This is a genomic window from Leucobacter insecticola, from assembly GCF_011382965.1.
GTDB classification, from domain to species: Bacteria; Actinomycetota; Actinomycetes; order Actinomycetales; family Microbacteriaceae; genus Leucobacter; species Leucobacter insecticola.
Map to the genome: position 1 here is coordinate 2,729,166 of NZ_CP049934.1, position 25,520 is coordinate 2,754,685.

At 61.5% G+C, this 25,520-nt stretch carries 19 protein-coding genes, 2 pseudogenes and 1 riboswitch; of the genes and pseudogenes, 8 read left to right on the forward strand and 13 right to left on the reverse strand.

Translation table 11 applies throughout. The features are described 5' to 3' along the window. Positions 1 to 21 precede the first annotated feature (21 nt). A complete protein-coding gene (gene trmB, locus G7067_RS12800; RefSeq protein ID WP_244301363.1) occupies positions 22 to 678 on the reverse strand; it encodes a tRNA (guanosine(46)-N7)-methyltransferase TrmB in 657 nt (218 codons plus the stop codon). A 174-nt stretch (positions 679 to 852) separates the two neighbouring features. Here trmB and aroQ point away from each other — a divergent pair, with 174 nt between their 5' ends. Next, positions 853 to 1,293, forward strand: a complete 441-nt coding sequence (aroQ, locus tag G7067_RS12805; RefSeq protein ID WP_166325093.1) for a type II 3-dehydroquinate dehydratase — start codon at positions 853 to 855, stop codon at positions 1,291 to 1,293. Between the two features lie 110 nt (positions 1,294 to 1,403). Here the strand turns inward: aroQ and G7067_RS12810 are convergent, their stop codons facing one another. Further along, positions 1,404 to 1,736 carry a TM2 domain-containing protein gene (locus G7067_RS12810; RefSeq protein WP_166325096.1) on the reverse strand — a complete coding sequence of 111 codons (333 nt, stop codon included), beginning with the start codon at positions 1,734 to 1,736 and terminating at the stop codon, positions 1,404 to 1,406. 163 nt (positions 1,737 to 1,899) lie between these two features. Further along, positions 1,900 to 2,756: pseudogene (locus tag G7067_RS12815) on the reverse strand (CPBP family intramembrane glutamic endopeptidase). A 143-nt stretch (positions 2,757 to 2,899) separates the two neighbouring features. Here G7067_RS12815 and G7067_RS12820 point away from each other — a divergent pair. Together G7067_RS12820 and G7067_RS12825 are read left to right on the forward strand one after the other, a co-directional pair. Next, entirely contained in the window at positions 2,900 to 5,254 is a 2,355-nt protein-coding gene (locus G7067_RS12820) for an ATP-binding cassette domain-containing protein (RefSeq protein WP_166325099.1), read from the forward strand. Between the two features lie 214 nt (positions 5,255 to 5,468). Then, on the forward strand, positions 5,469 to 6,938 hold the full coding sequence (locus G7067_RS12825; RefSeq protein WP_244301121.1) for an amino acid permease: 1,470 nt from the start codon (positions 5,469 to 5,471) through the stop codon (positions 6,936 to 6,938). A 10-nt stretch (positions 6,939 to 6,948) separates the two neighbouring features. Here G7067_RS12825 and G7067_RS12830 read toward each other — a convergent pair whose 3' ends face one another. The 6 genes from G7067_RS12830 to G7067_RS12855 form a co-directional block, all read right to left on the reverse strand. Beyond that, positions 6,949 to 7,971 carry an LOG family protein gene (locus tag G7067_RS12830; RefSeq protein ID WP_166326198.1) on the reverse strand — a complete coding sequence of 341 codons (1,023 nt, stop codon included), beginning with the start codon at positions 7,969 to 7,971 and terminating at the stop codon, positions 6,949 to 6,951. A gap of 115 nt (positions 7,972 to 8,086) precedes the next feature. After that, complete coding sequence (locus tag G7067_RS12835) at positions 8,087 to 9,499, reverse strand: L-serine ammonia-lyase (protein ID WP_166325102.1); 1,413 nt, start codon at positions 9,497 to 9,499, stop codon at positions 8,087 to 8,089. A gap of 16 nt (positions 9,500 to 9,515) precedes the next feature. Further along, complete coding sequence (gene gcvH / locus G7067_RS12840; RefSeq protein WP_166325105.1) at positions 9,516 to 9,896, reverse strand: glycine cleavage system protein GcvH; 381 nt, start codon at positions 9,894 to 9,896, stop codon at positions 9,516 to 9,518. Positions 9,897 to 10,007: 111 nt separating this feature from the next. Further along, positions 10,008 to 11,123, reverse strand: a complete 1,116-nt coding sequence (gene gcvT, locus G7067_RS12845; protein WP_166325108.1) for a glycine cleavage system aminomethyltransferase GcvT — start codon at positions 11,121 to 11,123, stop codon at positions 10,008 to 10,010. Beyond that, positions 11,120 to 13,987, reverse strand: coding sequence for an aminomethyl-transferring glycine dehydrogenase (gene gcvP / locus G7067_RS12850; protein ID WP_166325111.1), 2,868 nt, complete (start codon positions 13,985 to 13,987; stop codon positions 11,120 to 11,122). The genes gcvT and gcvP overlap by 4 nt, the downstream gene beginning before the upstream one ends. Before the next feature lie 167 nt (positions 13,988 to 14,154). Beyond that, a riboswitch (glycine riboswitch) is annotated at positions 14,155 to 14,248 on the reverse strand. A 36-nt stretch (positions 14,249 to 14,284) separates the two neighbouring features. After that, a complete protein-coding gene (locus G7067_RS12855) occupies positions 14,285 to 15,838 on the reverse strand; it encodes an amino acid permease (protein WP_166325114.1) in 1,554 nt (517 codons plus the stop codon). A gap of 264 nt (positions 15,839 to 16,102) precedes the next feature. On the opposite strand from G7067_RS12855, the gene G7067_RS12860 reads away from it, so the two are divergent. From G7067_RS12860 to G7067_RS12880, 5 genes and pseudogenes are all read left to right on the forward strand, one after another. Next, positions 16,103 to 17,473: a glutamine synthetase family protein gene (locus G7067_RS12860; protein ID WP_166325117.1), complete on the forward strand. Its 1,371-nt coding sequence runs from the start codon at positions 16,103 to 16,105 to the stop codon at positions 17,471 to 17,473. A 135-nt stretch (positions 17,474 to 17,608) separates the two neighbouring features. Further along, entirely contained in the window at positions 17,609 to 18,283 is a 675-nt protein-coding gene (locus G7067_RS12865; protein ID WP_341872839.1) for a gamma-glutamyl-gamma-aminobutyrate hydrolase family protein, read from the forward strand. Then, a pseudogene (locus tag G7067_RS12870) lies at positions 18,280 to 19,634 on the forward strand (aldehyde dehydrogenase family protein). Before G7067_RS12865 ends, G7067_RS12870 begins: the two are co-directional and overlap by 4 nt. 56 nt (positions 19,635 to 19,690) lie before the next feature. Beyond that, the gene (locus tag G7067_RS12875) at positions 19,691 to 20,482 is read left to right on the forward strand and encodes a 3-oxoacyl-ACP reductase (RefSeq protein ID WP_166325120.1); all 792 of its coding nucleotides are present in this window, start codon (positions 19,691 to 19,693) and stop codon (positions 20,480 to 20,482) included. A 59-nt stretch (positions 20,483 to 20,541) separates the two neighbouring features. Then, positions 20,542 to 21,261, forward strand: a complete 720-nt coding sequence (locus G7067_RS12880) for a FadR/GntR family transcriptional regulator (protein WP_166325123.1) — start codon at positions 20,542 to 20,544, stop codon at positions 21,259 to 21,261. A gap of 9 nt (positions 21,262 to 21,270) precedes the next feature. On the opposite strand, the gene G7067_RS12885 is transcribed toward G7067_RS12880, so the two are convergent. From G7067_RS12885 to G7067_RS12900, 4 genes are read right to left on the reverse strand one after another with little or no spacing between them, the layout of a single operon-like run. Next, entirely contained in the window at positions 21,271 to 22,524 is a 1,254-nt protein-coding gene (locus tag G7067_RS12885) for a Zn-dependent hydrolase (RefSeq protein WP_166325126.1), read from the reverse strand. After that, complete coding sequence (locus tag G7067_RS12890) at positions 22,521 to 23,444, reverse strand: choline kinase family protein (RefSeq protein WP_166325129.1); 924 nt, start codon at positions 23,442 to 23,444, stop codon at positions 22,521 to 22,523. Before G7067_RS12890 ends, G7067_RS12885 begins: the two co-directional genes overlap by 4 nt. Further along, positions 23,441 to 24,385, reverse strand: a complete 945-nt coding sequence (locus G7067_RS12895; protein ID WP_166325132.1) for a hypothetical protein — start codon at positions 24,383 to 24,385, stop codon at positions 23,441 to 23,443. Before G7067_RS12895 ends, G7067_RS12890 begins: the two co-directional genes overlap by 4 nt. Next, complete coding sequence (locus tag G7067_RS12900) at positions 24,382 to 25,485, reverse strand: urea transporter (protein WP_166325135.1); 1,104 nt, start codon at positions 25,483 to 25,485, stop codon at positions 24,382 to 24,384. The genes G7067_RS12895 and G7067_RS12900 overlap by 4 nt, the downstream gene beginning before the upstream one ends. Positions 25,486 to 25,520 lie beyond the last annotated feature (35 nt).

Below are 25,520 nucleotides of genomic sequence, written 5' to 3' on the forward strand. Positions count from 1 at the left end.
AGCCGGTTTCTCGCGCAGACCCTAGTCACGCACGTAACTGAGATCCCGGATCGCGCGGCCCTTATCCGCGCCCTTCTTCTCGAACGCGGTGAGCACTCGGCCGTCGTACCGCTCGGCCCACTCGCCCTCGAAGCCGCGCCGGAACCCCGGGGCCGCATCGAGCACCTCACGCATCTGCTCCGCGTACTCTTCCCAGTCGGTCGCGAGACGGAGCACACCGCCCGGCTTCAGCGAACCGGCCGCGATCCGGGCGAAATCAGCGTCAACCAGGCGACGCTTCTGGTGCCTCACTTTCGCCCACGGATCAGGGAAAAACACCCACAACTCATCAACGACCTCAGCGGCCAGCGCCTTCTCCAACAGCTCGGGCGCGTTCACCTCGGCGAGCCGAAGGTTCGTGATCCCGCCCTTTTCCGCGCGAATGATGGTGCGCGCAAGCCCCGCCCGAAACACCTCCACCGCCAAGAAGTTCTTCTCGGGGTGCGCCGCAGAAGCGTGCAGGATCGCGTGACCCTGGCCCGATCCAATCTCAACGATAAGCGGCGCGGATCGGCCAAAGATTTGTTCGGGATCAAGCCGCACATGATCCGCCACACCCGTCACAGTGGCTCCGTGATCCACATCGAGCACATACTTGGCTTCGTGGTCATCCCAAGCTTTGATCTGCGAGGGAGTCATCCGGCCGCTGCGGCGCACGAAGGAGACAGGTTTCTCACGAAACTTGCTCGGGTCTTGGGGCCGAACAATCTTTGAACGTTGAGAAGTGGAGGCGGGGGCGGGGTGTTCAGTCACCCCACAACGCTAGCTCAGGATACGCTGGAGTCCAATCCGCATGAACCGAAGGGCAGCATCATGACCAGGCAGATTCTGTTGGTGAACGGTCCGAATCTCAATCTGCTCGGCACCCGCGAACCCGAGATCTACGGCACCAGCACCCTCGCTGACGTCGAGGCGCTGACCTCTCGCACTGCCAGCGAATTCGGGTTGACGGTGGGCGCGGTGCAGAGCAACCACGAGGGTGTACTCATCGATGCAATCCACGCCGCCCGAGAAGACTGCGCCGCGATCATCATCAACCCGGGAGGTCTCACGCACACTTCGGTGGTGCTGCGCGATGCTCTCTCTGGAGTGTCACTGCCGGTTGCTGAGGTGCACCTTTCAAACGTGCACGCTCGCGAACCGTTCCGCCAGCACTCCTACGTCTCCCCCGTCGCGGCCTTCGTGATCGCAGGTTGCGGCGTGCAGGGCTACGACTTCGCCGTGCGTCGGATCGCCGCGCTTCTCGCAGCTTAACGATTCCCCGGAGCTCAGCACCCGCAGAGCATTCCAAGGATCTTGAGACGCCAAAGGCCACCTCGCAGCCGAAATGCTGTGAAGTGGCCCTCGGTGAGAATCCGTGTCGCTTAGAAGCTCGACATCATCGTGCTGGCGTTAATTGCGCCGCTAATGCCGCCGAGCACGATGAGCACAGCGGTGATGATCCAAGCCAGCTTCTTGTGCTGATCGTATCCTTCAAGCTTCATTCCTTGCTTATCGCGCTGCGCACTTACAAGCACAAGAATGAGATCGACCAGCGCCCACACCCCCAGTCCACCAAAGGTTACAAGCTTCAGCACACCGGTGCCGATCTTACCCAAATAGAAGCGGTCAACTCCCAGCGGGCCGAGCAGGTAGCTCAGGATCCACGTCACCAAGAAGGATCGGGTTCCAACCTCAGATGCCTGTGCCTGTGGCATTGCAGGTGCAGCCGGTGCTGGCTGTGGTGCGGCGTTGCCGGAAAGATCACTTATGTATTGCTCCTGATGTTTGTGCAAATTCCCACTGAATTCACACTGAACTCAAATAATAAACGTTGTACGCCTCAGCTCCAACTTTTGTCGGGCGCGACACCATCTGGCCCTACGGCACGAGCGGAAAGACGTTGAACAACTCCGGGTTGTGCGCGTGCACGAGCACCGCAAACACGACCGCGTCGAACAAGAGGTGCACCACCACAACGTAAGCGAGCGACTTGGTTCGCAGGAAGATGTAACCCTGTACGAGCGCGAAGGGGATCGTGATCAGCGGCCCCCAAGCGCGGTAACCAAGCTCCCACAGGAACGACACGAACACCACCGCCTGTAGCACGTTCGCGAGCCACACCGGGAAGTGCCGCAGCAGCAGCGCAAACACGGTACAGATAAAAAAGAGTTCATCCCAGATCCCGACGGCGCCCACCCCAACAAACAACCGCGCGATCAGATCCGGGGTGCCCACGGCTGGCCAATTCTGGTACACCCCGAGCCAATGAAGTAGCCGGGCAGGATCAGCCAGGCCAACACGATCGCAGCGAACAGCCAGGTCCAGTGCAGTCGCCCCCAGGTGCCGCCGCCCCGCCACGGAAACCCAGTCGCCCGATCCTGGTAGACAAACCTTGACACCAGATAGGGCACGGCGACTGCTCCCCCGAGCGCGAGCGTAAACTTCAGCATCGCCCAGTTGTCGAGTTCCGCCGCGAGCGGGATCGAGCGCACGATCCCGAGCCCAACGGTGATGAGTGAGAGGTCTCGCAGGAGCGACGGCGCAGATCCTCGCACGGAAACCGGCCGCTCCACCGCCCAGGCGAGCAGGAGTCCGACGGCCAGCAATCCAAAGCCCAGGATCGGGATCTCCGCCACAAAGAACGCGGGAGCCGCAAGCACTGTGAGCATGGCCGCAGCCAGATGCCCCGGTTGCACCCGCGCGCTTCCACCCGCGTCTTCTCCCACCACATTCATGTCCCCAGGGTACTCAGCCACGTCGAAAGGCCAGTAATTCGACGAGACACCCCTCCACCGGTGCACGCGAACAGGCTTCTCGTCGAATTAATGGATTCTCGTGACAAGTTACCAACACCGCATTCCCCGGTAATGTCATCTCTATGAACGCGTTACATCCCGCAGACTCACACGACCGCATACGAGTGCAGGGCGCCCGCGAGCACAACCTCAAAGACGTCAGTGTCGACCTCCCGAAGCGCCGCCTGACGGTCTTCACCGGGGTGTCAGGATCGGGCAAGAGCTCCCTCGTATTCGCGACGATCGCGGCCGAATCCCAGCGCCTGATCAACGAAACCTACAGCGCCTTCGTGCAGGGCTTTATGCCCAGCCAGGCCCGCCCAGACGTCGACGTGCTCGAGGGACTTACCACGGCGATCATCGTTGACCAGGAGCGGATGGGGGCAAACCCCCGCTCAACGGTCGGCACCGCCACCGACGTCAATGCGATGCTGCGCATTGTGTTCTCCAGGCTCGGTGAGCCCCATATCGGATCCCCCAACGCATTTTCCTTTAACATCGCCTCGATCAGCGGCGCCGGCGCCGTCACCCTCGAAAAGGGTGGCAAAAAGATCAAGGAGCGGCGCAGCTTCGAGGTGCTCGGCGGCATGTGCTCCACTTGCGAGGGCCGCGGCACCATCAGCGATTTTGCGCTCGACGAGCTGTACGACGCTGACAAGTCACTCGCCGAGGGCGCGCTCAAGGTGCCCGGTTTCAGCATGGACGGCTGGTATGGCCGCATCTTCGCGGTCGTCCTCCCCATGGAAACTCCGATCAAGGAGTTCACAGAAGAGCAACTACATATCCTGCTCCACAACGAGCCGATCAAAGTGAAAGCCGAGGGCGTCAACGTCACCTACGAGGGGCTGATCCCGCGGATTCAGAAATCCATGCTGTCGAAGGATCGCGAGGGGATGCAGTCGCATGTTCGCGCCTTCGTGGATCGCGCCATCGTCTTCAACCCGTGCCCCGCCTGCGACGGCACGCGCCTCAACGAGACGGCGCGATCCTCCAAGATCAAGGGCTTCAGCATCGCCGACGCCTGCGCTATGCAGATCTCGGATCTCGCCGAGTGGGTGCGCGGGATCAACGACCCCGGTCTCGCGCCGCTCATCGCAAAACTGCTCGATACCCTCGATTCCTTCGTGCAAATTGGGCTGGGCTATCTGAGCCTTGACCGCCCGACCGGCACGCTATCGGGAGGCGAGTCGCAACGCACCAAAATGATTCGGCATCTCGGCTCAAGCATCACCGACGCCACCTACGTCTTCGATGAGCCGTCGATCGGGCTCCACCCGCACGATATGCAGCGCATGAATCAATTGCTGCTGAAGCTGCGAGACAAGGGCAATACGGTGTTGGTGGTGGAGCACAAGCCGGAGATGATCCAGATCGCCGACCACGTGGTGGATCTTGGCCCCGGCGCAGGTGCGGGCGGCGGCGAGATCTGCTTCGAGGGGACCGTTGATCAGCTACGCACGTCAGACACCCGCACCGGCAGGCACTTCAACGACCGTGCCACACTGAAACCCTCGACGCGTACAAGCACCGGCAGTATCGAAGTACGCGGGGCGGATCGCTACAATCTGCAGGGCATCGACGTCAGCGTGCCGCTCGGAGTGCTGTGCGTGGTGACGGGGGTCGCAGGGTCGGGCAAGAGCACGCTCATCCACGGCTACGTCTCGACGCAGGAGGGTGTGGTCGCGGTGGATCAGGGCGCAATCAAGGGTTCGCGCCGTTCCAATCCCGCCACATACACAGGACTGTTGGATCCCGTGCGCACCGCGTTCGCGAAGGCCAATGGCGTGAAGCCCGCGCTCTTCAGCGCGAACTCAGAGGGCGCCTGCCCCGAGTGCAAAGGCGCCGGCATCATCTTCACGGATCTCGGCATGATGGCGACGATGGAGAGCCCCTGCGAAGTTTGCGAGGGAAAGCGTTTCGCAGCCGAGGTGCTTGAATACACGCTCGGCGGCAAGAACATCGCCGAGGTCCTGGATCTGAGTATGGCGGACGCACGTGAGTTCTTCGCCGCGGCCGAATCGAAGGTGCCAAAAGCGGTAAAGATCCTGGATCCGCTCGTCGATGTCGGCCTCGGATATCTCACCCTCGGGCAGCCGCTCTCGACGCTCTCGGGCGGCGAACGTCAACGCCTAAAGCTCGCGATCCATATGATCGAAGACGCCGAAGTCTACGTGCTCGATGAGCCGACGACCGGCCTGCACTTAGCCGACGTCGACCTGTTGCTCGGGCTCCTCGACCGCTTGGTCGACGCAGGCAAGAGCGTGATCGTGATCGAGCACCATCAGGCGGTCATGGCGCACGCCGACTGGATCATCGACATCGGCCCCGGGGCCGGTCAGCAGGGTGGCACGATCGTCTTTGAGGGCACCCCGCAGGATCTCGTCGCTGCGAAATCAACGATCACGGGCGAACACCTCGCGGAGTACGTGGGGGTCTAGCTTTTCTTCGCCACACAAGGCGAAACCCCGCGTTTGAGCCACTTGCGCACAGTTGACCCCTTCGCCACTATGCACAAGCGCGAAATACTGCCGACTGAACTTTGTCAGAATGAGCGAGCAACCACCCGCGTTACAAGACACTCGTGGCCCAGGTGGTCGAATAAGCCAATGGCAGGCCGCCGGAGGCGCGTCTCCATCGAAGGAGTTCTGCACCATGGAAGTTGCTCACACCCCTGACCCCAAGTTCGACAAGTCGCCATTTAGCGACCCCGTCTCCCCTGAAACCTCCGCGGGTTCAACCGTAGTTCACAAGAAACTTCGACCGCGCCACATCACGATGATCACGCTCGGCGGCATCATCGGTGCAGCACTGTTCGTAGGATCAGGAAACGTGATCCGCGCAGTGGGGCCTGCCGCCATTGTCTCCTACCTGATCGGAGGCTTGCTCGTCTTCCTCGCGATGCGCATGCTGGGGGAAATGGCCGCCGCACGACCGGCCATCGGATCGTTCATGGAGTACGCGCGTGTCGGGCTCGGCAACTGGGCTGCGTATCTTGTCGGCTGGCTCTACTGGTATTTCTGGGTGGGCGTTATCGCATTTGAAGCGGTGCTTGCCGGTGGCACCATGCACGACTGGTTTCCGATCTTGCCTTCGTGGGCGTGGTCACTCATCATGCTCGCCGTCTTTGTCGGCGTGAACCTCATCTCGGTGCGCGCTTTTGGTGAGATCGAGTTCTGGCTGGCGAGCATCAAAGTGCTCGCCATCATCGTATTCCTCGGTGCGGGCGTGCTGTTCATGTTTGGCTTGTGGCCCGATTCAACGAACACGATCTCCAACTTATGGGCGCACGGCGGTTTCGCACCGAAGGGCGTCGGCGTGATCTTCACGGGCGTCGCACTCGTGATCTTCTCCTACTTCGGAACCGAAATCGCGGTCATGGCCTCTGCAGAATCGGATGATCCTGCCAAGGGGATCCGTCAAGCAACGAACACGGTCATCTGGCGCATCCTGCTGTTCTTTGTCGGCGCCGTATTGGTGATCGTCACCATCGTGCCCTGGAACGAACTCCCCAAACCCGAAGACACCGCGACGGCACCCTTCACCTACGTCTTCACGCTGTTGGGGCTCCCGAACGCCGGCGTCATTATGCAGTTGGTCATCTTCACCGCAATAATCTCGGTGTTGAACTCGGGTCTCTACTCCGCCTCTCGCATGTTCGCCTCGCTCGCTGGCCAAGGATTCGCGCCGCGTTTCGTGGCCAAGCGCGCCAGAAACGGGATCCCCGTCTTTGCTCTCCTCGCTTCGACCAGCGGTGGGATCATCGCAACCATCTTCAACTTCGCGGCCCCGGGTTCGGGGATCTTCGATTTCATTATGAACTCCGCCGGTCTCGTCGCGCTGTTCGTTTATGCGTTCATCTCACTGACTCAGATGCGGCTCCGGCAAAAGATGACCCCGGAAGAAGTTGCGGGATTGAAACTCAAGATGTGGTTCCACCCGTGGCTCAACATCTTCCTGATCGCGGCAATCGCTGCGATCTTCGTGGCGATGCTGTTCACTGAAGATGGCTCCACTCAGGTGTGGACGAGCCTCATTGCGACGGCGGTGCTCGTCGCCTTCTGGCCCCTTGTACGCCGCAACCTCAAGAAGCGCAAGACCACTGGGGCGCATCCGCGTGACTAGGTGCGGGCTCCTATCCGAGCTGGTTTAGCGCGCGGATTAGGCGGTGCAGATCCCCCACCGCACGCGGCCGCGGGGTGAAGATGATGCGCGGCAGGCTCAGCAGGTCAGGCTCGTCCCGCTCAACTTCGAGAGGCTCGGTGCGCTCAATCCTTCCCGCAAGACAGAGCCCGGAGAAGTGTTCGTTGAGGCTCGCAAGATCCGCGTCACTGGGAGCAGTGCGCAAGCGCAGCACCAGGCGGTCACCCACCCAGCGCAGTGAATCATAGTTGCGCCAGAAACCCGTGATCTCGGCGATCGCCTCGTCAACCGAGTCGGTTATGAGCACCCGATCAAGATCATCGATCGAGATCATGCCGGTGCCCGCGAGTTCCTTTGTCACGAACTGGGCGAAGCCACGCCAATAGCTCCCGCCCGGCCGATCCAGCAACACGATCGGGGTCGGGATCATTTTCCCGGTCTGCTGCAGTGTCAGCAGCTCTAGCGTTTCGTCGAGCGTGCCGAAACCACCGGGCAGGCAGACGAATCCGCTCGCTTCTTTCACCAGCATCACCTTGCGGGTGAAGAAGTATTTCATCGACACGAGACGGTCATCCTGTGCCACGACCGCGTTCGCGTGTTCTTCAAAGGGTAGCCGGATCGACACACCGAGTGAGTGCTCAGGGCCTGCGCCCGTCGCCGCGGCTTCCATGATTCCGGGGCCGGCCCCCGTTACCACGAACCATCCCCGCTCGGCGAAATTGCGCGCGGTCGCCTCGGTCATCAGCCACAGTGGATCTTCGGAGTGAGTACGTGCCGAACCAAAAATGGTTACTTTGGGAGTACCCCGGTATGGGGCAAAGGTCTTGAATGCCGCCCGCATCTCTTCGACTACGGCCGCGGTGAGCTTCAGATCTGGTCGGGTCACGGCATCCTGACCCAGCCCGATTCCGGCCTGAATAATGCGCCGAACAAGGGCACGCTGATCCTTGATTCCCGCCTCGGTCATCAGTGCGGCGATGGCACCGTTCAGGGACTCATCCGGGTTCTCGTTCATCAGTTTTTCCACGACCCCAGTCTAGGCATGCACAGGAGGTCTTTGATTTCGATACTTCGACTCGGCAAATGCCTCGCTCAGCACGGCGCTCACTCCGTTCGCTCAATCGGCGAATCTAGCACTCCACGACGTTCACGGCGAGGCCACCCCGCGCGGTTTCCTTGTACATGTCGCTCATGTCGCGCCCGGTCTCGCGCATCGTTACAATCACCTGATCGAGACTGACGTGGTGGCTCCCGTCTCCCATGAGCGCCATCTTGGCGGCGTTGATCGCTTTCGAGGCCGCGATGGCGTTGCGCTCGATGCACGGGATCTGCACGAGCCCGCCGACGGGATCGCAGGTGAGGCCGAGGTTGTGCTCCATCGCAATTTCGGCCGCGTTCTCTACCTGCGCAGGGGTTCCCCCGAGCACGTGAGCGAGCCCGGCAGCAGCCATTGACGAGGCAGACCCGACTTCTCCCTGGCAGCCGACCTCGGCACCCGAGATCGAAGCCTGCTCCTTATACAGCACCCCGATTGCGGCGGCGGTGAGCAGAAAGTCGGCAATGGCTTCCGCTTTTCCTCCCGCGGGCAGCGTCACGTAGTGCGTCGCATAGAACAGCACGGCGGGAATGATCCCCGCAGCGCCGTTCGTGGGCGCCGTTACTACCCGACCGCCCGAAGCGTTCTCCTCATTGACGGCGAGCGCGACGAGGTTCGCCCACTCTTGCCAGAAGCGCGGATCCCGGTCCGGATCCTGCTCCAGCAGGCGGCGATGCCACTCGGGCGCCCGCCGCCGCACATTCAGTCCGCCGGGCAGCACACCGGTGCGTCGTAGCGCGTTGTTTTTGCACTCCTCCATGACGTCCCAAATGTGAGCGAGGCCGGTGCGGATCTCGGCCTCATCGCGTGCGACGAGCTCGTTGGCGAGCATCACCTCGGCAATAGATAGCCCGTTCCCCTCGGCATGCGCTAGGAGTTCGAGGGCCGTGGTGAAGGGGTAGGGCTGCACCGCGTGGGAGGAGGCAAGTTCGGCCTGAGCCTCATCTTCCTCTCCCTCGCGGATCACAAAACCGCCACCCACAGAGAAGTACGTCTGTTCGTCAATCACTTTTCCCGCGGCATTGCTCACCCGAAAGCGCATGCCGTTTGTGTGGCGCGGCAGCACCGTGAGCGGGCGAAGCACCAGGTCCGCGAGCCCAAAAGCGATCTCGGGTGCGGAATCGGGATCCTGCGCACCCACCTGGGCACCGAGCCGCAGCTTCCCGTCCGCTTCGATGCGCGTGATGGCACGCTCGACCTCTTCGGGCAGGATCAGCGCGGGGTCATAGCCCTCGAGACCGAGCAGTACCGCCGGAAACGTTCCGTGCCCCTGGCCCGTCGCGGCGAGCGAACCGTAGAGGTCCACGTTCAGCGCCGCGACGGAACTCAGGGTGCCGGATCGTTGCAGTTCGGTGACGAAGCGCTGGGCTGCACGCATCGGGCCGACTGTATGGGAACTGGACGGCCCAATCCCCACGCTGAAAAGGTCGAAGGTGCTAATTGCCACAGCGCATCTCCTTAAACTAAGACACTTCGGCGTCGTTCGCGGCGGCGTATTCTTCCGGCGACTGCAGCGGGCCAAGCTCGGTCACTGCAACTTTGAAGAGCCAACCGGAGCCGTAGGGCTCGGCATTGATCATCGCGGGATCGTCGACCGCGGCGGCGTTCACCTCGACAACCTCGCCCGTGGCCGGTGAGTAGAGTTCAGACGTCGACTTCGTGGATTCGATCTCGCCGCAAACTTCACCAGCGGTGACAGTAGCGCCGACCTCGGGCAGTTCGAGGTAGACAATCTCGCCAAGCGCATCAACGGCCACTTCGGAGACGCCGACCGTGGCCGGGCTCCCATCGGTGATCCACTCGTGTTCGACGGAGTACTTTAGTCCGTTGCGTACCGTGCTCATGTATGTGCTCTTTTCTGTGTTGTGTGTTTGGGAAGTTGCTCCGCCGATTGATCGAACGCAGTGAGTCGAAATCAAGGAGGTATATGGGTTCCGACTCGACTAGCGCCCCGCTCAACCGGCGATGGGGCGCTTATAGAACGGGAGCGGCACAACCTCAAAGGGTTGCGGTTTGCCGCGCAGGTCGACGTCGAGCGCGGTGCCGGGATCGGCGCACTCGGGCCGCACGTATGCGAGCGCGATCGGGTATTCGAGGGTCGGGCTGAGCAGCCCGCTCGTGAGCTCTCCGATGGCCTCGTCCCCCGACATCACCGTGTAGCCGGCACGAGCGGCACGCCGACCGGATCCGCGCAGACCAACGAGCACACGTTTGGGGCCCGCATCACGCACGGCCTCGAGCGCCGCACGGCCCACGAACTGCTCGGGTTTCTTGAACGATACAACTCCCCCAAGGCCCGCTTCGAACGGATTCACACTGAGGCTGAGCTCGTTACCGTACAGCGGCATCCCCGCTTCAAGCCGCAAAGAATCTCTCGTTGCGAGTCCCGCGGGGATCAGCCCGAAAGGCTCACCCGCCAGCAGCAGCGCACGCCACAACTCACCCGCCTGCTCGTTCGGCAGGTAGAGCTCAAAGCCGTCTTCGCCCGTGTAGCCGGTGCGCGCAAGCAGCACGTCAAGCCCCGCGATCCGTGCTTCTTCGGCGGAGTAATACTTCATGTCTAGCGCAGCCAGCGACTCGGGATCGATGAGGCCACGCAGGATCGCCACGGACTGCGGACCCTGCACCGCGACGAGGCTCGTCTCGGCTGAAACATCACGCACGGCGACGCTAAAGACTGCTGATCGATCCCGCAGCGCACCAGCGACCGTCGCCGTGTTTCCCGCGTTTGGCACCACCAGGAAACGATCCTCGGCCAGGCGATAGCAGATCAGATCATCGATGATGCCACCGTCTTCAGCGCAGAGCAGCGAGTACTTGGCCCGACCCACCGCAACGGCGCCGAAGTTACCGACGAGTGCCGTGTTCAAAAACGCCACGGCGTCTGGCCCCTCGACCCAAATCTCGCCCATGTGGGAGAGGTCAAACAAGCCTGCGGCCTCACGTACGGCGCGGTGCTCGGCGAGCTCGGAACCGTAGCGCAGGGGCATATCCCAGCCGCCAAAATCGGTGAAGTGTGCGTTGAGTTGCTGATGTTCGGCGTACAGCGATGTGCGTTTCAGTTCGGTCATGATGCGGTCCCTTCGAAAGCCTCTGGTGCCGGGCATGAGCACACCAGGTTGCGATCCCCGTGCGCATTGTCGACTCTGCCGACGGGCGGAAAATACTTGTCGGCGCGCAGCGCCTGGACCGGGTAGGCAGCCTGCTCGCGGGAGTAGGCGCGATCCCACTCGTTCGCGGTGACGACCTCGGCCGTGTGCGGCGCGTTCCGCAACGGAGAAGCTTCAAGCGTGAAGTCGCCCGCGATCACCTGATCAATTTCGGCGCGGATCGTGCGCATGGCCTCGATGAATCGCTCGATCTCTCCAAGATCCTCGGACTCTGTGGGCTCGACCATCAGCGTTCCCGGCACGGGGAACGCGAGTGTCGGCGCATGGAAGCCGAAGTCGATGAGACGTTTTGCCACGTCCTCCGCGGTCACCCCGGACTTAGCGGTCAGCTCGCGCAAATCGAGAATGCACTCGTGAGCCACGAGCCCGTGGTTTCCGGTGAAGAGCACAGGGAAGACATCGCCCAACCTCGCCGCAATATAGTTTGCGTTCAGCAGCGCGACCTTGGTGGCGCGGGTGAGGCCGGCACCTCCCATCAGGGCAATATAAGCGTAGGAGATCGGCAACACCCCGGCTGAACCAAAGAGGGTCGCCACAACTGGCGATCCACCTGGCGAGTCAGCGACCGCCGTGGCGGCGGGATCGCCCGGCAGGAAGGGCAGCAGATGCTCAGCGACACCGATCGGCCCGACACCGGGCCCGCCCCCACCGTGCGGGATCGCGAAGGTCTTATGCAGGTTGAGGTGCGACACGTCGCCGCCGAAGCGCCCCGGCTGCGCGAGCCCCACTAGCGCGTTCATGTTGGCACCGTCGATATACACCTGGCCGCCAGCAGCGTGCACCATCTCACAGACGTCGCGCACGTCGGCGTCGTACACCCCGTAGGTCGACGGATAGGTGAGCATGATGGCGGCAAGCGAATCTCGGTTTGCCTCGATCTTTTCGGTGAGATCTGCGAGGTCGATGAGACCAGCCTCGGTGTTCTTCACCACGACGACGCGCATGCCTGCGAGCACGGCCGAGGCCGCATTGGTGCCGTGGGCGGAGGCCGGGATCAGGCAGACGTCACGCCCCGCGTCGCCGTTTGCGAGGTGATACCCGCGGATCGCGTGCAGCCCGGCATACTCACCCTGAGCCCCCGAGTTCGGCTGCACCGATACGCCCGCATACCCCGTGATCTCGACGAGCCAGGCTTCCAGTTCAGCAATCAGCTCGCGCCATCCCGCGCTCTGCTCGGCCGGCACGTAGGGGTGGATCCCCGCGAGCTCTGGCCACGAAATCGACTCCATTTCGGCGGCAGAGTTGAGCTTCATGGTGCAGGATCCGAGCGGGATCATCGTCCGATCAAGCGCGAGGTCGCGGTCTGCGAGCCTGCGTAGGTAGCGCATCATCTGCGTCTCTGAACGGATCGAGTGGAAGATGGGGTGGGTGAGGTAGTCGCTCGTGCGAGTAAGCGCGGGGTCAAAGCCGTAGTCGCCGGGCATAGCGCGAGAGGTTACCGAGACACCAAACGCCTCGGCAACGGCGTCGATATGGGCCTCGGTGGTCGCCTCATCAGTCGAGATCCCTACCGTGTCCGCATCCACGCGGCGCAGGTTGATACCAGCAGTTGCGGCGCGGGCAATGACCTCGTCAGCGCGGCCGGGCACGGTTGCGAACAGGGTGTCGAAGAAGGATCTGGACGCGAGCGGGATCCCCGCGGCTTCGAGCGCCGCGGCAAGCGTGCGGGCGTGCGCGTGGGTGCGCTCGGCGATCCCCTTCAGCCCATCGGCCCCGTGGTACACGGCGTACATTGAGGCGGTGATCGCGAGCAGTGCCTGGGCCGTGCAGATGTTACTCGTGGCGCGCTCGCGGCGAATATGCTGCTCGCGAGTCTGTAGCGCGAGACGGTAGGCAGGATCCCCCGCGGAGTCTTTAGAGACCCCGACCAGGCGGCCGGGCAGCGAGCGCTCAAGACCTTCCCGGATTGCGAGATAAGCGGCGTGCGGCCCACCGAAGAAGAGCGGCACGCCGAAGCGCTGTGTGTTTCCGACAGCAACATCGGCGCCTTGTTCGCCGGGAGGGGTGATGAGGGTGAGGGCGAGGAGGTCAGCGACCACTGTTACCATCGCCCCGCGCCCCTTGGCCGCCTGAATGACCTCCGAATGGTCCACCACCGCACCGTCATTACCCGGCTGCTGCAGCACGATGCCGGTGATGTCGCCGTCAGGGAGGCCCTGCGTCAGATCCGCAATCTCGACCTCAATGTCCAGCGCCTCGGCCCGGCCCAGTACCACGGCGATGGTCTGCGGGAACAGGTTCGCGTCGAGCACCGTCTTCGCCGTAGCAGGGGCTTTCTTGTTCGCCCGTCGCATCAGCAGTACGGCTTCAGCGGTGGCCGAAGACTCGTCGAGCATCGAGGCGTTTGCGATCTGAAGTCCCGTGAGGTCGGCGACCATCGTCTGAAAGTTCAGCAAAGCTTCGAGACGGCCCTGTGAAATCTCGGGCTGGTAGGGCGTGTAAGCCGTGTACCAGGCCGGGCTCTCGAGCACGTTACGCCGGATCACCGGTGGCGTGAGGGTGTCGTAAAAGCCCTGGCCGATCATCTGGGTGTGCACGGTGTTGCGATCCGCGAAGCCGCGAAGCCTGGCGAGGATCTGTTCTTCGCTGAGGCCTTCCGCCAGCTGAAGCGCATCCTCGCGGCGGATCGACGCGGGCACCGCGGCGTCGACAAGCTCGTCGAGGCTGCTGAAGCCGAGGCGGTCCAGCATCGCGGCGGCGTGATCCGTATCGGTGACACCGATATGGCGATCGGTAAAGGTGCGGACAGTCGGGGTTATTGTCACAGGATCTCCAGAGGGTAGTGTCGCAGGATGCGACGTGCGGTGATCCTCCCCGCTCTGTTGGAAACCTGAGAGATTCAAAAGCCCCCATACGTTCGGGGCTTCCTTGCACCGTCGGTGTGTCAGTGACCGGCACGTCGAGCCGGTCACTGACCACTTTCCAGAGTTGCCTAGCTGTGGCGGTACGGGTGCCTGAGAGATTCCCGGGGAGGGTTTGCTCCTTCGGCGCCGGGCTCTGGGCCCGGACTCTCCCGCCACGGCTCAAAGGCCGATATTCACGAGTGCTGCTAGCTTACACTTTTATTTCGTGGCGTCTTGTGCCCCCGCTCTTCCGTCGCCCGCCAGCAGTTCGTCCTCGACTTCCCCTCCGTAGCCTTCGCTTTCGGGGTCACCGTGCAAACCACCAGAGATCGCGTATTCCTCCTCCGGTGAGAGCACCAGGTGGTGTCGCCCGTAGAACCAGAAGACCAGCAGGGCGACAACGTAGACCACCACAATCGCCACAATGGCGGGCTGGAAGGTTTCGTTGAGCAGGAACCCTACGAAAATCATCGCCGCAATAATGGCCGCGGCCCATGCCCCAAAGAGTCCCCAGGGACTCCGATAGGGTCGCTTCGCATTCGGGAAGGTACGTCGCAGGATGATGAAGGAGACCATCTGCATGAAGTAGGCGAGAACCGCACCCCACACCGCAATGTTCAATACGATCGCGCCGGCAACACCGTCGGCACCGCCCAGCACGTCAACGAGCACGAGCGCAAAGAACCCGATGAGAGCGCCCGCGAGCAGCGCGATCCACGGTGTCTGTCGTTTCCCGGTAAGAGACAGGAACTTCGGGTAGTAGCCGGCACGCGAGAGCGAGTACATGTTGCGTCCGTAAGCGAACATGATGCCCTGCAGTGACGCAAAGAGCCCAATGAGGGCGAAGAGCGCGAGCACCGCAGCGAGCTGATCTCCCACGATCACACGGAACCCATCGAGGAGCGGTTCGCCAGCAACCCCCATCTCGTCGGCGCCGAGCACGCCCGTGTTCAGGAAGAGCACGAGCAAACCCGTGACGATCAGCGTGCCGCGAGCCCACAGCCCCGCACGAGGAATGTCCCGAACCGGGTTGTGGGATTCCTCAGCGGCGAGCGGCAACTCCTCGATCCCGAGGAAGAACCACATTGCGAAGGGGAGCGCGAACAGGATTGGCAGCGGCCCGTGCGGGAGGAAGCTCGTCTGGCCCGCGTCGGGGGCGATGTTCCAAAGTGCATCCCAGCTGAAGGCACCGCTGAAGATCGCCATGGCAGAGAACAGCAGAATGATCGCGATCGAAATGATGGACACGATAATCGCGAATTTGAAGGAGATCGCAGCACCCGCCGTGTTGAGTGCGATGAAGAGGGCGTACAGGATCAGCCACCACACCCACGAGGGAAGGGAAACCCCGAGGAGCTCTGAGGTGATGCCGTTGGCGTAGGAGGCCGAAAAGAAGACGATGACCGCCGTGGTCGCGACATACTCGACCGTCTCGGCGAGCCCGGTGATGAAGCCACCCCACGGCCCCATCGCGGCCCTGCCGAATGAGTACGCGCCGCCCGTGTGGGGCATCGCGGCCGCCATTTCCCCAATTGAGAAAATGAGCCCGTAATACATCACGATGAGCACGGCGAACGCTATCAACATGCCGCCGAAACCCGCCGCGTCGATACCGAAGTTCCAGCCGGAGAAGTCTCCCGAGATCACCGCCCCGACAGCGAGACCCCACAGCCCCCACACGCCTGCAGCGCGTTTCAGCTTCCGCTTTTCGAAGTATCCGGACTCCGCAGCAGTGTATGTTGCTCCGGAGACCTTCAATGTATCCTTGGCCATCTCGACCCCTTTCACTTCGTTGTGATCGGATGACGCGATCAGACTCACGCGTCATTCATTTCAGGACGTGGGGCCGAGTATAGCTTTTATTGGTCGCCGTGCCTACCTTTATTTCCTCAACCAATCCAACCAGCGCTTTCATAGCCCAGGATTACGGAAAAGCAGGGGTAGCGCTCCCGTCACGCGGTGTGGTGTAATGGACGAGAATCCAACCTTTAAGTTTGTTTCTGCACGCCCCCTCGATGACGAGAAGAAGGAGCATGAATGATTCCGGCAAGCGGCAATCTCACCCCTGAACAGCTGCGGAATGCGGTAGCGGCGGGCGACATCGACACCGTCATCGTGGCCTTCACCGACATGCAGGGCCGTCTCGTCGGCAAACGCATCTCCGCGCGGCTGTTCCTCGAGGACGCCATGGACCACGGCACCGAGTGCTGCAATTACCTCCTCACCGTCGACGTGGAACTCAACACGGTCGAAGGCTATGCGCTCACCAGCTGGGAAAGTGGCTACGGCGACATGGCGATGGTCCCGGATCTCAGCACGCTGCGCCTGGTGCCCTGGCTACCCGCAACTGCGCTCGTCATCGCCGATCTCACCACCGCGCGCGACCACACCCCCATCCCCGTCTCCCCCAGGCAGATTCTGCGCACCCAGGTTGAGCGATTCGAGAAGCTCGGCCTGGTCCCCCAGGTGGCCACGGAACTCGAGTTCATCGTTTTTGAAGACGACTACCGAAGCGCCTGGCAGAAGGGATACCGCGATCTCACGGCGGGAAGCGACTACAACGTCGACTACGCCCTGCACGCCTCTACCCGCATGGAGCCGCTCCTGCGCGACATCCGCAACTCCATGGACGGCGCTGGCATGTACTGCGAGGGAGTGAAGGGCGAGTGCAATTTCGGCCAGCAAGAGATCGCCTTCCGATACGCGCACGCCCTGAATACCTGTGACAACCACTCCATCTTTAAGAGCGGCACCAAGGAAATCGCTGACGCGCACGGCAAGTCCATCACCTTCATGGCAAAGTTCAACGAGCGAGAGGGCAGCAGCTGCCACGTACACGCGAGCCTGCGCACGGAAGCCGGCGATCCCGTCTTTGCCGATGACAGTGCGCCGGACGGCATGTCGCCCATGTTCCGCAGCTTCATCGCAGGCCAGCTCGCAGCAACCCGGGAGTTCACGCTGATGTTTGCGCCAAACATCAATTCGTACAAACGCTTCGCCAATGCCAGCTTCGCCCCCACCGCCGTCGCCTGGGGACACGACAATCGCACCTGTTCCTTGCGTGTCGTCGGCCGCGGCCACGCGATGCGCGTCGAGAACCGCGTGCCGGGCGCCGATGTCAACCAGTACCTCGCCGTCGCTGCCATGCTCGCCGCCGGCCTGAACGGGATCGAGCAGGGGATGGAGCTCGGCGAACCGCTCGCGGGCAACGCCTACACCAGCGATATCGAGCGCGTCCCATCAACGCTGCGCGAGGCCGCAGATCTTTTCGAACAGTCCGACCTCGCCCGCGCGGTATTCGGCGACAACGTCGTGGAACACTATGTGCACGCCGCACGGGTCGAGGTAGCGGCCTTCGATTCCGCAATCACCGATTGGGAGCGGGTGCGTGGCTTTGAACGACTCTAACTCTCTCTCAAGCGCGGCTCCGATCATCGGCGTCACCAGCTATCTCGAACAGGCCCAGACAGGAGTCTGGGACGTGCGAGCATCCTTCCTGCCGGAGGTGTATCTGAACGGAGTCACTGATGCCGGGGCATCGCCGTGGTGCTTCCGCCACAACCGGTCTCCCCCGAGATCGCCGAGCGGATCATCGCGACCCTCGACGGCATCATCTTCTCGGGAGGAGCGGACCTTGATCCCACACGCTACGGCCAACAGCCGCACGAACACACCGCCCCACCCCGCACGGACCGCGACAACTTTGAGAGCGCGCTGTTGCAGGCCGCGATCGACGCCGAATTACCGTTCCTTGGCATCTGCCGTGGCGCGCAATTACTCAACGTCGAACTCGGCGGCACTCTCACCCAACATCTCCCCGACATCATCGGCGACAACAGGTACCAGCTCGGCAACGGCGAGTTCAACCGCATCGGCGTGGAGGTCGATCCTGATACGCGCATCGCCGACGTGCTCGGCGAGAACCCACGGGCGCAGGCGGCGCTCTACCACCACCAGGCGATCGACACCGTCGGATCAGGGCTCACCGTTACCAGCCGCAGCGACGACGGCGTGATCCAGTCGCTCGAGCTTGAGTCGGTACCCTTCGGGATCGCGGTGCAGTGGCACCCCGAAGAAAACCCCGAGGACCGCAGGCTGTTTTCCGGGCTCGTCCGAGCGGCACGAGAATACCGCTCCGCCCGCGGGACCCCCAGAGTCTCTGCCTCACTTCCCGAGCACTTTAGCTCCCCCGACACCGCCGCGAAGGACGCCTCATGAGCTACACCGTCATTAACCCGGCAAACGAAACCGTCGTCACCGAGGTCGAGCATCTCGACGCGGCCGGCACCGACGCCGCCATCGCCGCCGCCGTGCGCGCACAGCACGACTGGGCTCGCGTCGCCCCCGCCGACCGCGCCCGCGCCCTGCGCCGCTTCGCCAATGCCGTCGACGGCGACATCGAACAGCTTGCCCAGCTCGAGACCGCAAACTCCGGCCACCCCATCACACAGTCCCGCTGGGAAGCGAGCCACGTGCGCGATGTGCTCGAGTACTACTCCGGATCGCCCGAACGCCTGATCGGCCAACAGATCCCGGTGGCCGGCGGCATGAACGTCACCTTTCACGAGTCGCTCGGCGTCGTCGGGGTGATTACCCCTGGAACTTCCCCATGACCATCGCATCGTGGGGTTTTGTGCCGGCGCTCGCAGCCGGCAACGCCGTGGTGCTGAAACCTGCCGAGTGGACGCCGCTCACGAGCCTGCGCCTCGGCGAGCTTGCCCTCGAGTCGGGGCTTCCCGAGGGACTGTTTCAGGTGCTTGCCGGCCGCGGATCCGTCGTTGGAGAGCGCTTCGTCACGAACCCAGCGGTACGCAAGGTCGTTTTCACCGGATCCACCGCCGTCGGTAAAGGCATCATGGCGGGCTGCGCAGATCAGGTCAAACGGGTGACGCTTGAACTCGGCGGCAAGAGCGCCAACATTGTGTTCGCTGACGCCGACATCGAACGGGCAGCAGCCACCGCACCGTATTCGGTGTTCGACAACGCCGGCCAGGATTGCTGCGCACGCAGCCGCTTGCTTGTACAGCGCAGCGTCTACGACCGTTTCATGGCAGAGTTTGAGCAGGCCGTAAAGGGCGTGAAAGTGGGCGACCCCACACTCGAGACAACCGAAGTCGGCCCACTCGTGACCCTCGCCCACCGTGAGAGTGTTGCCGCGTTCATCACCGAACACACCCCCGTCGCGTTCCGCGGATCCTGCCCTGACGGCCCCGGCGCGTGGTTTGCGCCCACCGTCGTCACCCCAAACCGCGGCGACAGGATCGCTACGGAAGAGATCTTCGGACCCGTGGTCGCGGTACTTCCCTTCGAGGACGAGGCTGACGCGATCACTCTCGCCAACGACTCAGAGTACGGCCTGAGCGGTTCGATCTGGACCTCGGATCTCGGCCGCGGAATTCGAGTGGCACGCGGGGTCGAGGGCGGCAACCTGTCCGTGAACTCGCACTCGTCGGTGCGGTATGCGACTCCGTTCGGCGGCTTCAAACAGTCCGGGCTCGGGCGCGAGCTTGGGCCAGACGCTCCGCTGCACTTCACGGAAACCAAGAACGTCTTCTTCGCGTCGGAGTAGCTCAGCTCGCTTCGCTCGCCCCACCCTCACCACACCCCACACAAAGGAGCCTCCCCATGAGCGACATCACCCCCATCGACCTCACCCAGCGGCTAGCCGGCAAAGTCGCCGTCATAACCGGCGGCGGCAGTGGCATCGGTCTCGCGACAGCGAAACGAATGCGCGCTGAAGGCGCGCGCATCGTCATTGGCGACATGGATCCGGCGAGCGGTCAGGCGGCGGCAGACGCCGTCGCAGGGCTCTTCGTGCAGGTCAACGTCACAGACGAGGATCAAGTCAACAATCTCTTCGACACCGCCGCCCGCGAATACGGCGCGGTTGATATCGCATTCAACAATGCCGGTATCTCCCCGGAAGATGACGACTCCATCGAAACCACGGAGTTGCCTGCGTGGCAGAAGGTGCAGGATGTGAATCTAAAGAGCGTCTACCTGTGTTCACGCGCGGCCTTGCGCCACATGGTGAAGCAGGGTAGCGGCTCCATCATCAACACGGCATCGTTTGTGGCGGTGCTCGGATCCGCGACCTCGCAGATCTCCTACACGGCTTCAAAGGGCGGTGTGCTCGCGATGAGCCGCGAACTCGGCGTGCAGTTCGCGCGCCAGGGCATCCGCGTGAACGCGCTCTGCCCCGGACCGGTCAACACTCCCCTGTTGCAAGAACTTTTCGCGAGCGATCCCGAGCGCGCCGAGCGGCGTCTTGTGCACGTGCCCGTCGGTCGATTCGCCAGGCCCGAGGAGCTCGCGGCGTCGGTCGCTTTCCTCGCGAGTGACGACGCATCGTTTATCACCGCGTCAACGTTCCTCGTCGACGGCGGCATCAGCAGCGCCTACACCACCCCGCTGTAGGCGCTGGCCGGGGGCGCGGTACACTCGCCAGAGAGAGTCATCACCGGCAAAGGAGGGACATGCGGAGCAATACTGTCGGCATCGAACTCCTCGTGCGCGCCGTGCGCCCCACAAACGCTTACGAAGAGACGATGCAACGACTGTTGCAGTCGATTCGGCTCGGGCTGATCGAACCGGGTGAAAAACTCCCGGCCGAGCGTGATCTGGCAGCAATGCTGAAGGTCAGTCGCGACACCGTCCGCGAAGCCATTTCCACCCTCGTCGAATCCGGGTATGTGCTGTCGAGGCGCGGCCGCTACGGTGGCACCTTCGTCGTCGATGAACTACCGAAGGGCGTCTCGATTCATTTTCCTCTTCCCACTCCGCTGGAAGGGGAAGTCGAAGATATAGCCGTGTTGCGCCGCGTACTCGAAGTGGGGGCCGCGCGTGAGGCGGCGGCGCGCGAGCTTGCGGCGGAGGATCGCGCCGCCCTCGTCGCCACGCTCAACGAGTGCGCAGCGGCAACGGTTGAGAATCACCGTCGCCACGACTCGCGTCTGCACATGCTCATCGCAGAACTCTCGGGATCCGCGAGTCTCGTGCCGCTTGTCGCGAACCTGCGCACGCGAGTCAATACCTTGCTCGACGACATTCCCATGCTCGCGCCCAATCTCGCCCACTCAAACGATCAGCACCAGGCGATCGTGACGGCGATCCTGCAGGGCCAACCCGAGGTTGCGGCCGCAGCAATGCTGGAACACGTTGAGGGCTCCTCCGCACTGCTCCGCGGCTTCCTGTAACTGGCAGCCTCAATGCGGCGAGTCAGTCTCTATACGTTCTAAGAGGTGTTTCACAGCCACAGCAAGAGCAGTAACTCCGCGATGACGATCCTCCACGCTCGTGAACTCAGCAGCATTGTGAGTGATTCCACCAGCACTCGGAACAAACAGCAGTGTCGTTGGTGCTCCAGCCGCGTTCGTAACCACGGCATCGTGTCCCGCGATCGTCGCAACGCGTTTCACACTCAGTCCAAGCGTCGATATCGCTGCCTCTACGCCCGCAACAATTTCTGGGCAAAAGCGACTGGCACGCCGCTCAGACCAATCATTAAGCTCACATTGGACTCCCATTTCATCCTCGAGCGAGGTCACCTCCGCGCTCAATCTCGCGCGTGTGGCATCGAGCAATGATTCATCCGGACTACGCAGTTCAACTTTCAGTTCAACCAGCGAGGGAGTCGCGTTTGGTGAGTTTGGTGTTATCCGCATCCAAGCTATCGCCGTATGCAATTGCGCATTGTAATCCCGGAGTCCTAGCTCACGCACCAAAACGATAAGCCTGGCCGCCGCAGCCAGCGCGTCTATGCGCTTTGCCATTGGTGTTGGTCCTGTGTGGGTCTGCTGCCCACGCACACGAATGTCAGCTTTGTATGCCGCCCAGGTCCGTTCGACCACACCAATATTCAAGTCGTGCTCTTCCAGTTCAGACCCCTGCTCGACGTGCAGCTCTGCGTACGCGGCAAGCTGGCCGGGCAACATCGAGGTCCCCGCTAGGCATTTCGCCTCTAGCTCATCTGCCAGGAGCACATTTTGCGCATCTCGCGCGTTCAGTGCAGTCTCGAGCGCAAGCTGTCCGGTAAAAACGCTACTTCCCATCACACTCGGCTGGAATCGGGCTCCTTCCTCATTCGCCCAGTTCACGGTACCGAGATTACAACCAACGGGGAGGCTGCCCTTCGCTCTTTCTATCGCCACAACGGCCAGTCCTGCGGCGACTCCAAGTTGCCCGTCAAAGCGTCCACCAGCCGGTTGGCTATCCAGATGGGAACCCACGAGAACTATCTTTTGTCCCTCTTCCGGAGCCTTCACCAACCCAAATTGATTGCCAATTTGATCAACGTGAAAATGAAGCCCGTGCCGATGGCATTCATCCCGGAACTGTGCACGAACCTCAGCGTCAGCTCTTCCGAAAGCGAGACGCTCAACTCCAGTTTCGTCTTTACGTCCAATGTCGGAAAAACGACCAAACAGCTCGTCGCAAAGCTCAGCCGCAGGATCTGTCATCGTGCCGCCTTAAGCCATGCCTGATAATCAGGGTGCCGAGATATCCAAAAGGTGCGGTACAACTTCCATGATCCGTATTTGTAGTAGTCGAAGTCCTCATCGCGCGCATGGGCGTTAATCAGCCCCCAGAGCCCCCACTTTGTATCCGCGATCATGCGGGAAAGCATTGCGCGAGCAAAGAACCGTTCGTCAGGACCACCGCAATACTCAGCCACGAGTTCACGTGATCGATCAATATCTACAAACATTTCAGTGAGGATCAATCCAAGCTCATAACTTGCCTCGTTATTCGCCGCGTAATCAAAGTCGATGAGTTTCACGTTGGCTTCCGCGTCGATGAGGAAGTTGCCCGGCATTGGATCGTTATGCGCAGGAACAAGGTCCAGTCCCGAGGCTTCAAAAGCTTCGATGGCCTCTCGATAGTTCTTCAGCACGTCCCCGCTCCAGTCTGGGAGCTCGATACGATCGGCCTTCACTTGCGAAAGGTGTTCATCGACCATGTCAATCATCGTTTTGGTTTCACTCAGCAGTTCTGTGCTGTGCCAGTGACGGTAGACCCGTATCACCCCACTGCACACGTCGGCTCTTTGGAAGTCAAGGGTTGTGGCGGCGCGAAACCCGCCTTCAACAAACTCAGTGAACTCAATGCCTGATGCAACGTCATAGAAGAGCACCCTGGGGCTAATCCCAACTGCCGCGGCTTGTCGAGCAGCTTGGTTCGCCGTGTCACGGTTAATGAACTTCTCGGTGCCTATGCCCGGCATTTTCACAAACACTGGGTCGGCCTCTCCGATGCGTAGCCGAAAGTTTTCGTTGGTAATTCCTCCGAATACGGGGTCCGCCAGTACTTGTTTGCCAGTCCAGTCTGGATTCTTCGCGATCGCAGCGAGCACTTCTTCGGGAAGTGTAATCGAGTTCATGAGAGCGCTCCTTCAAGCTCGGCGCGGGTACCGGGGGCGGTGAGGAGGAGATCGGCAAAGGTCATCCGCCAAAGGCCATACTTAATTGAATCGAGGTTGACATCAGGGTCAACTGATGACCGGAGCCGCGTCAATACCGCCCAACGCAAGTGTTCGATTCCAGTAACAAGCTTGATCACTGCTCGATCTCTTGGTTGAGCGTCTGGTGCCAACTCCGCAATAAAGCCATCGATATCGAGAGCGCCAGGACAGGCCTCAGCAATGAGAGTCGCATGATCATGCACGGCTGACAAGCTTGCAGCCGACCCCCACCCCAGCAGTTGTACCTCCCCAGAGTGGTGCACCATAACGTTCGAGACGGTGCCTTCTCCGTGAGATGGCCGCATTTCTATGGTTTTTCGATACGCAAGTAGCGGTTCACGAAATTCGGACACATAGGCGATGAGGCTCCTCACCCGTGGGTCGACCTCGATGCCTCTGTCATCGCATTCGTCCAGTAGTTGGTTGAGATCGATTAAGGGACTCCGAGGCGACAATGGAACATCAAGCTCGGCAAAACGTGCTCGCGCCTCAATGAGGTTTCCACGCAGCGCCTTGCTGCGGAAAAGGTCGAGACGCCCCACGCGCCATTCCGAGCTGAGCCTCTCTTGAAGGATGACCCCCAGCTCGCTGTCTGCAGCGAGAACCCGTGGCCCCACTCCGATCTCGCCCGCGGCGGTCGCAGCTGCGATCAGGTTTTCTTTGTTCCGCCAGGACCAGGCGTGTCGGGAGAGCTTCTTAAGGAGCACCGGGCCATGCTCAGGGCTTTCCCCCGTAAGTAGTTCGCTGTCTGACGCCCACCAACTCGGCGATGGTACCTGAGCAACCGGACCACCCCACTCAATTGTTTCCAGACTAAAGCCCTGCACCCAGGCGCCAGGGTTTTCTTGCCAGTGCGTCACGAGTTATTCCTTTCGACGGAGCGTACGCTGAACTGATGCTCGGCGTTGGAGTAATTGGCAATCGCGATCACGCCAATTCGGCTGCCGCGAAATGCGAGTACGGATCCAATGATTACGATCACGAGGGGCAGGCTCAGCGGGATAATTCCATACGGAGCCAGGAATTGAGAGAGCGCTCCGTAAAGAAGTGCCGAGGCAGCCGCAGCGACGATGGTTGCGATAAACGATTTCACGCTCGGTACGAGCACGATTCCGAACAGGGCAGCAGCCACAACGGCGCCGTTATATCCCCAGAGACCGTGATAAATCTCCGATCCATCGGCTCCAATCGCTTGCCCAGCAAGCGCACCGGCAAAGGAACCAAGAATCACCATGATCGCTCCAATACGTGTGGCGAGTGCGATCCCGATGACGATCAGCACGCCGACAAGAACTGAATCCATCAACAAAACCTGGCTAATTCCGCGAAAGGTAGCATTAAGAAGACCAGTGAGCGAGTCCACCGCATTCCCCTCAAGGCTGGCGCGGAGAATCGGGTCAGGAGTTTGGGAAAACCTCTCAACTGGCTGCAGCAGAGCGAGGTTGCCATTGCCATTCGCGGTTGCAGGAGCGAGAAGCAGCACGAGCAATCCGAGCAATCCGAAAGTCAGCGAGAGTGCTGGCGCGTCAAACCTGACCACCAGCACCTCAATCGTTGCTTGCATAATCGGGACGGAAATCGCTGCGGCCAGAAGTGTGAAGGCCGCGTTGCTCGGCACCCACTCCCCTTGAAGGAAGACTGCCCCCAGTACTCCAAAAAGTGCGCCGTTGAATGAGAAGAATCCGAGACGTACAACCCCGGAGTCATATCCGAGTAGAACAGCAGTAAGGGTGGCGATTATCGCACCCCCGATTAGCATGGTCCCGCTCCAAAGAGAATGAGCTGTGACTGCGATCAGGAAAGCGAGGCCAGTGAGCGGATTGTTGATCAGGAATATTTGACCTATTCCTCTGAGGGAACTGTCAATAGTGCCCAAAATCCTGCTGGTGCGGTCAATGTGTTCAGTGAGACGAAAGGTTCCGGAAAACCGATCAAGGGGACGAACATCATGCTGAATCATCGTTGATTCCTTTTGTTGGGTGTCACTGAGCCGCA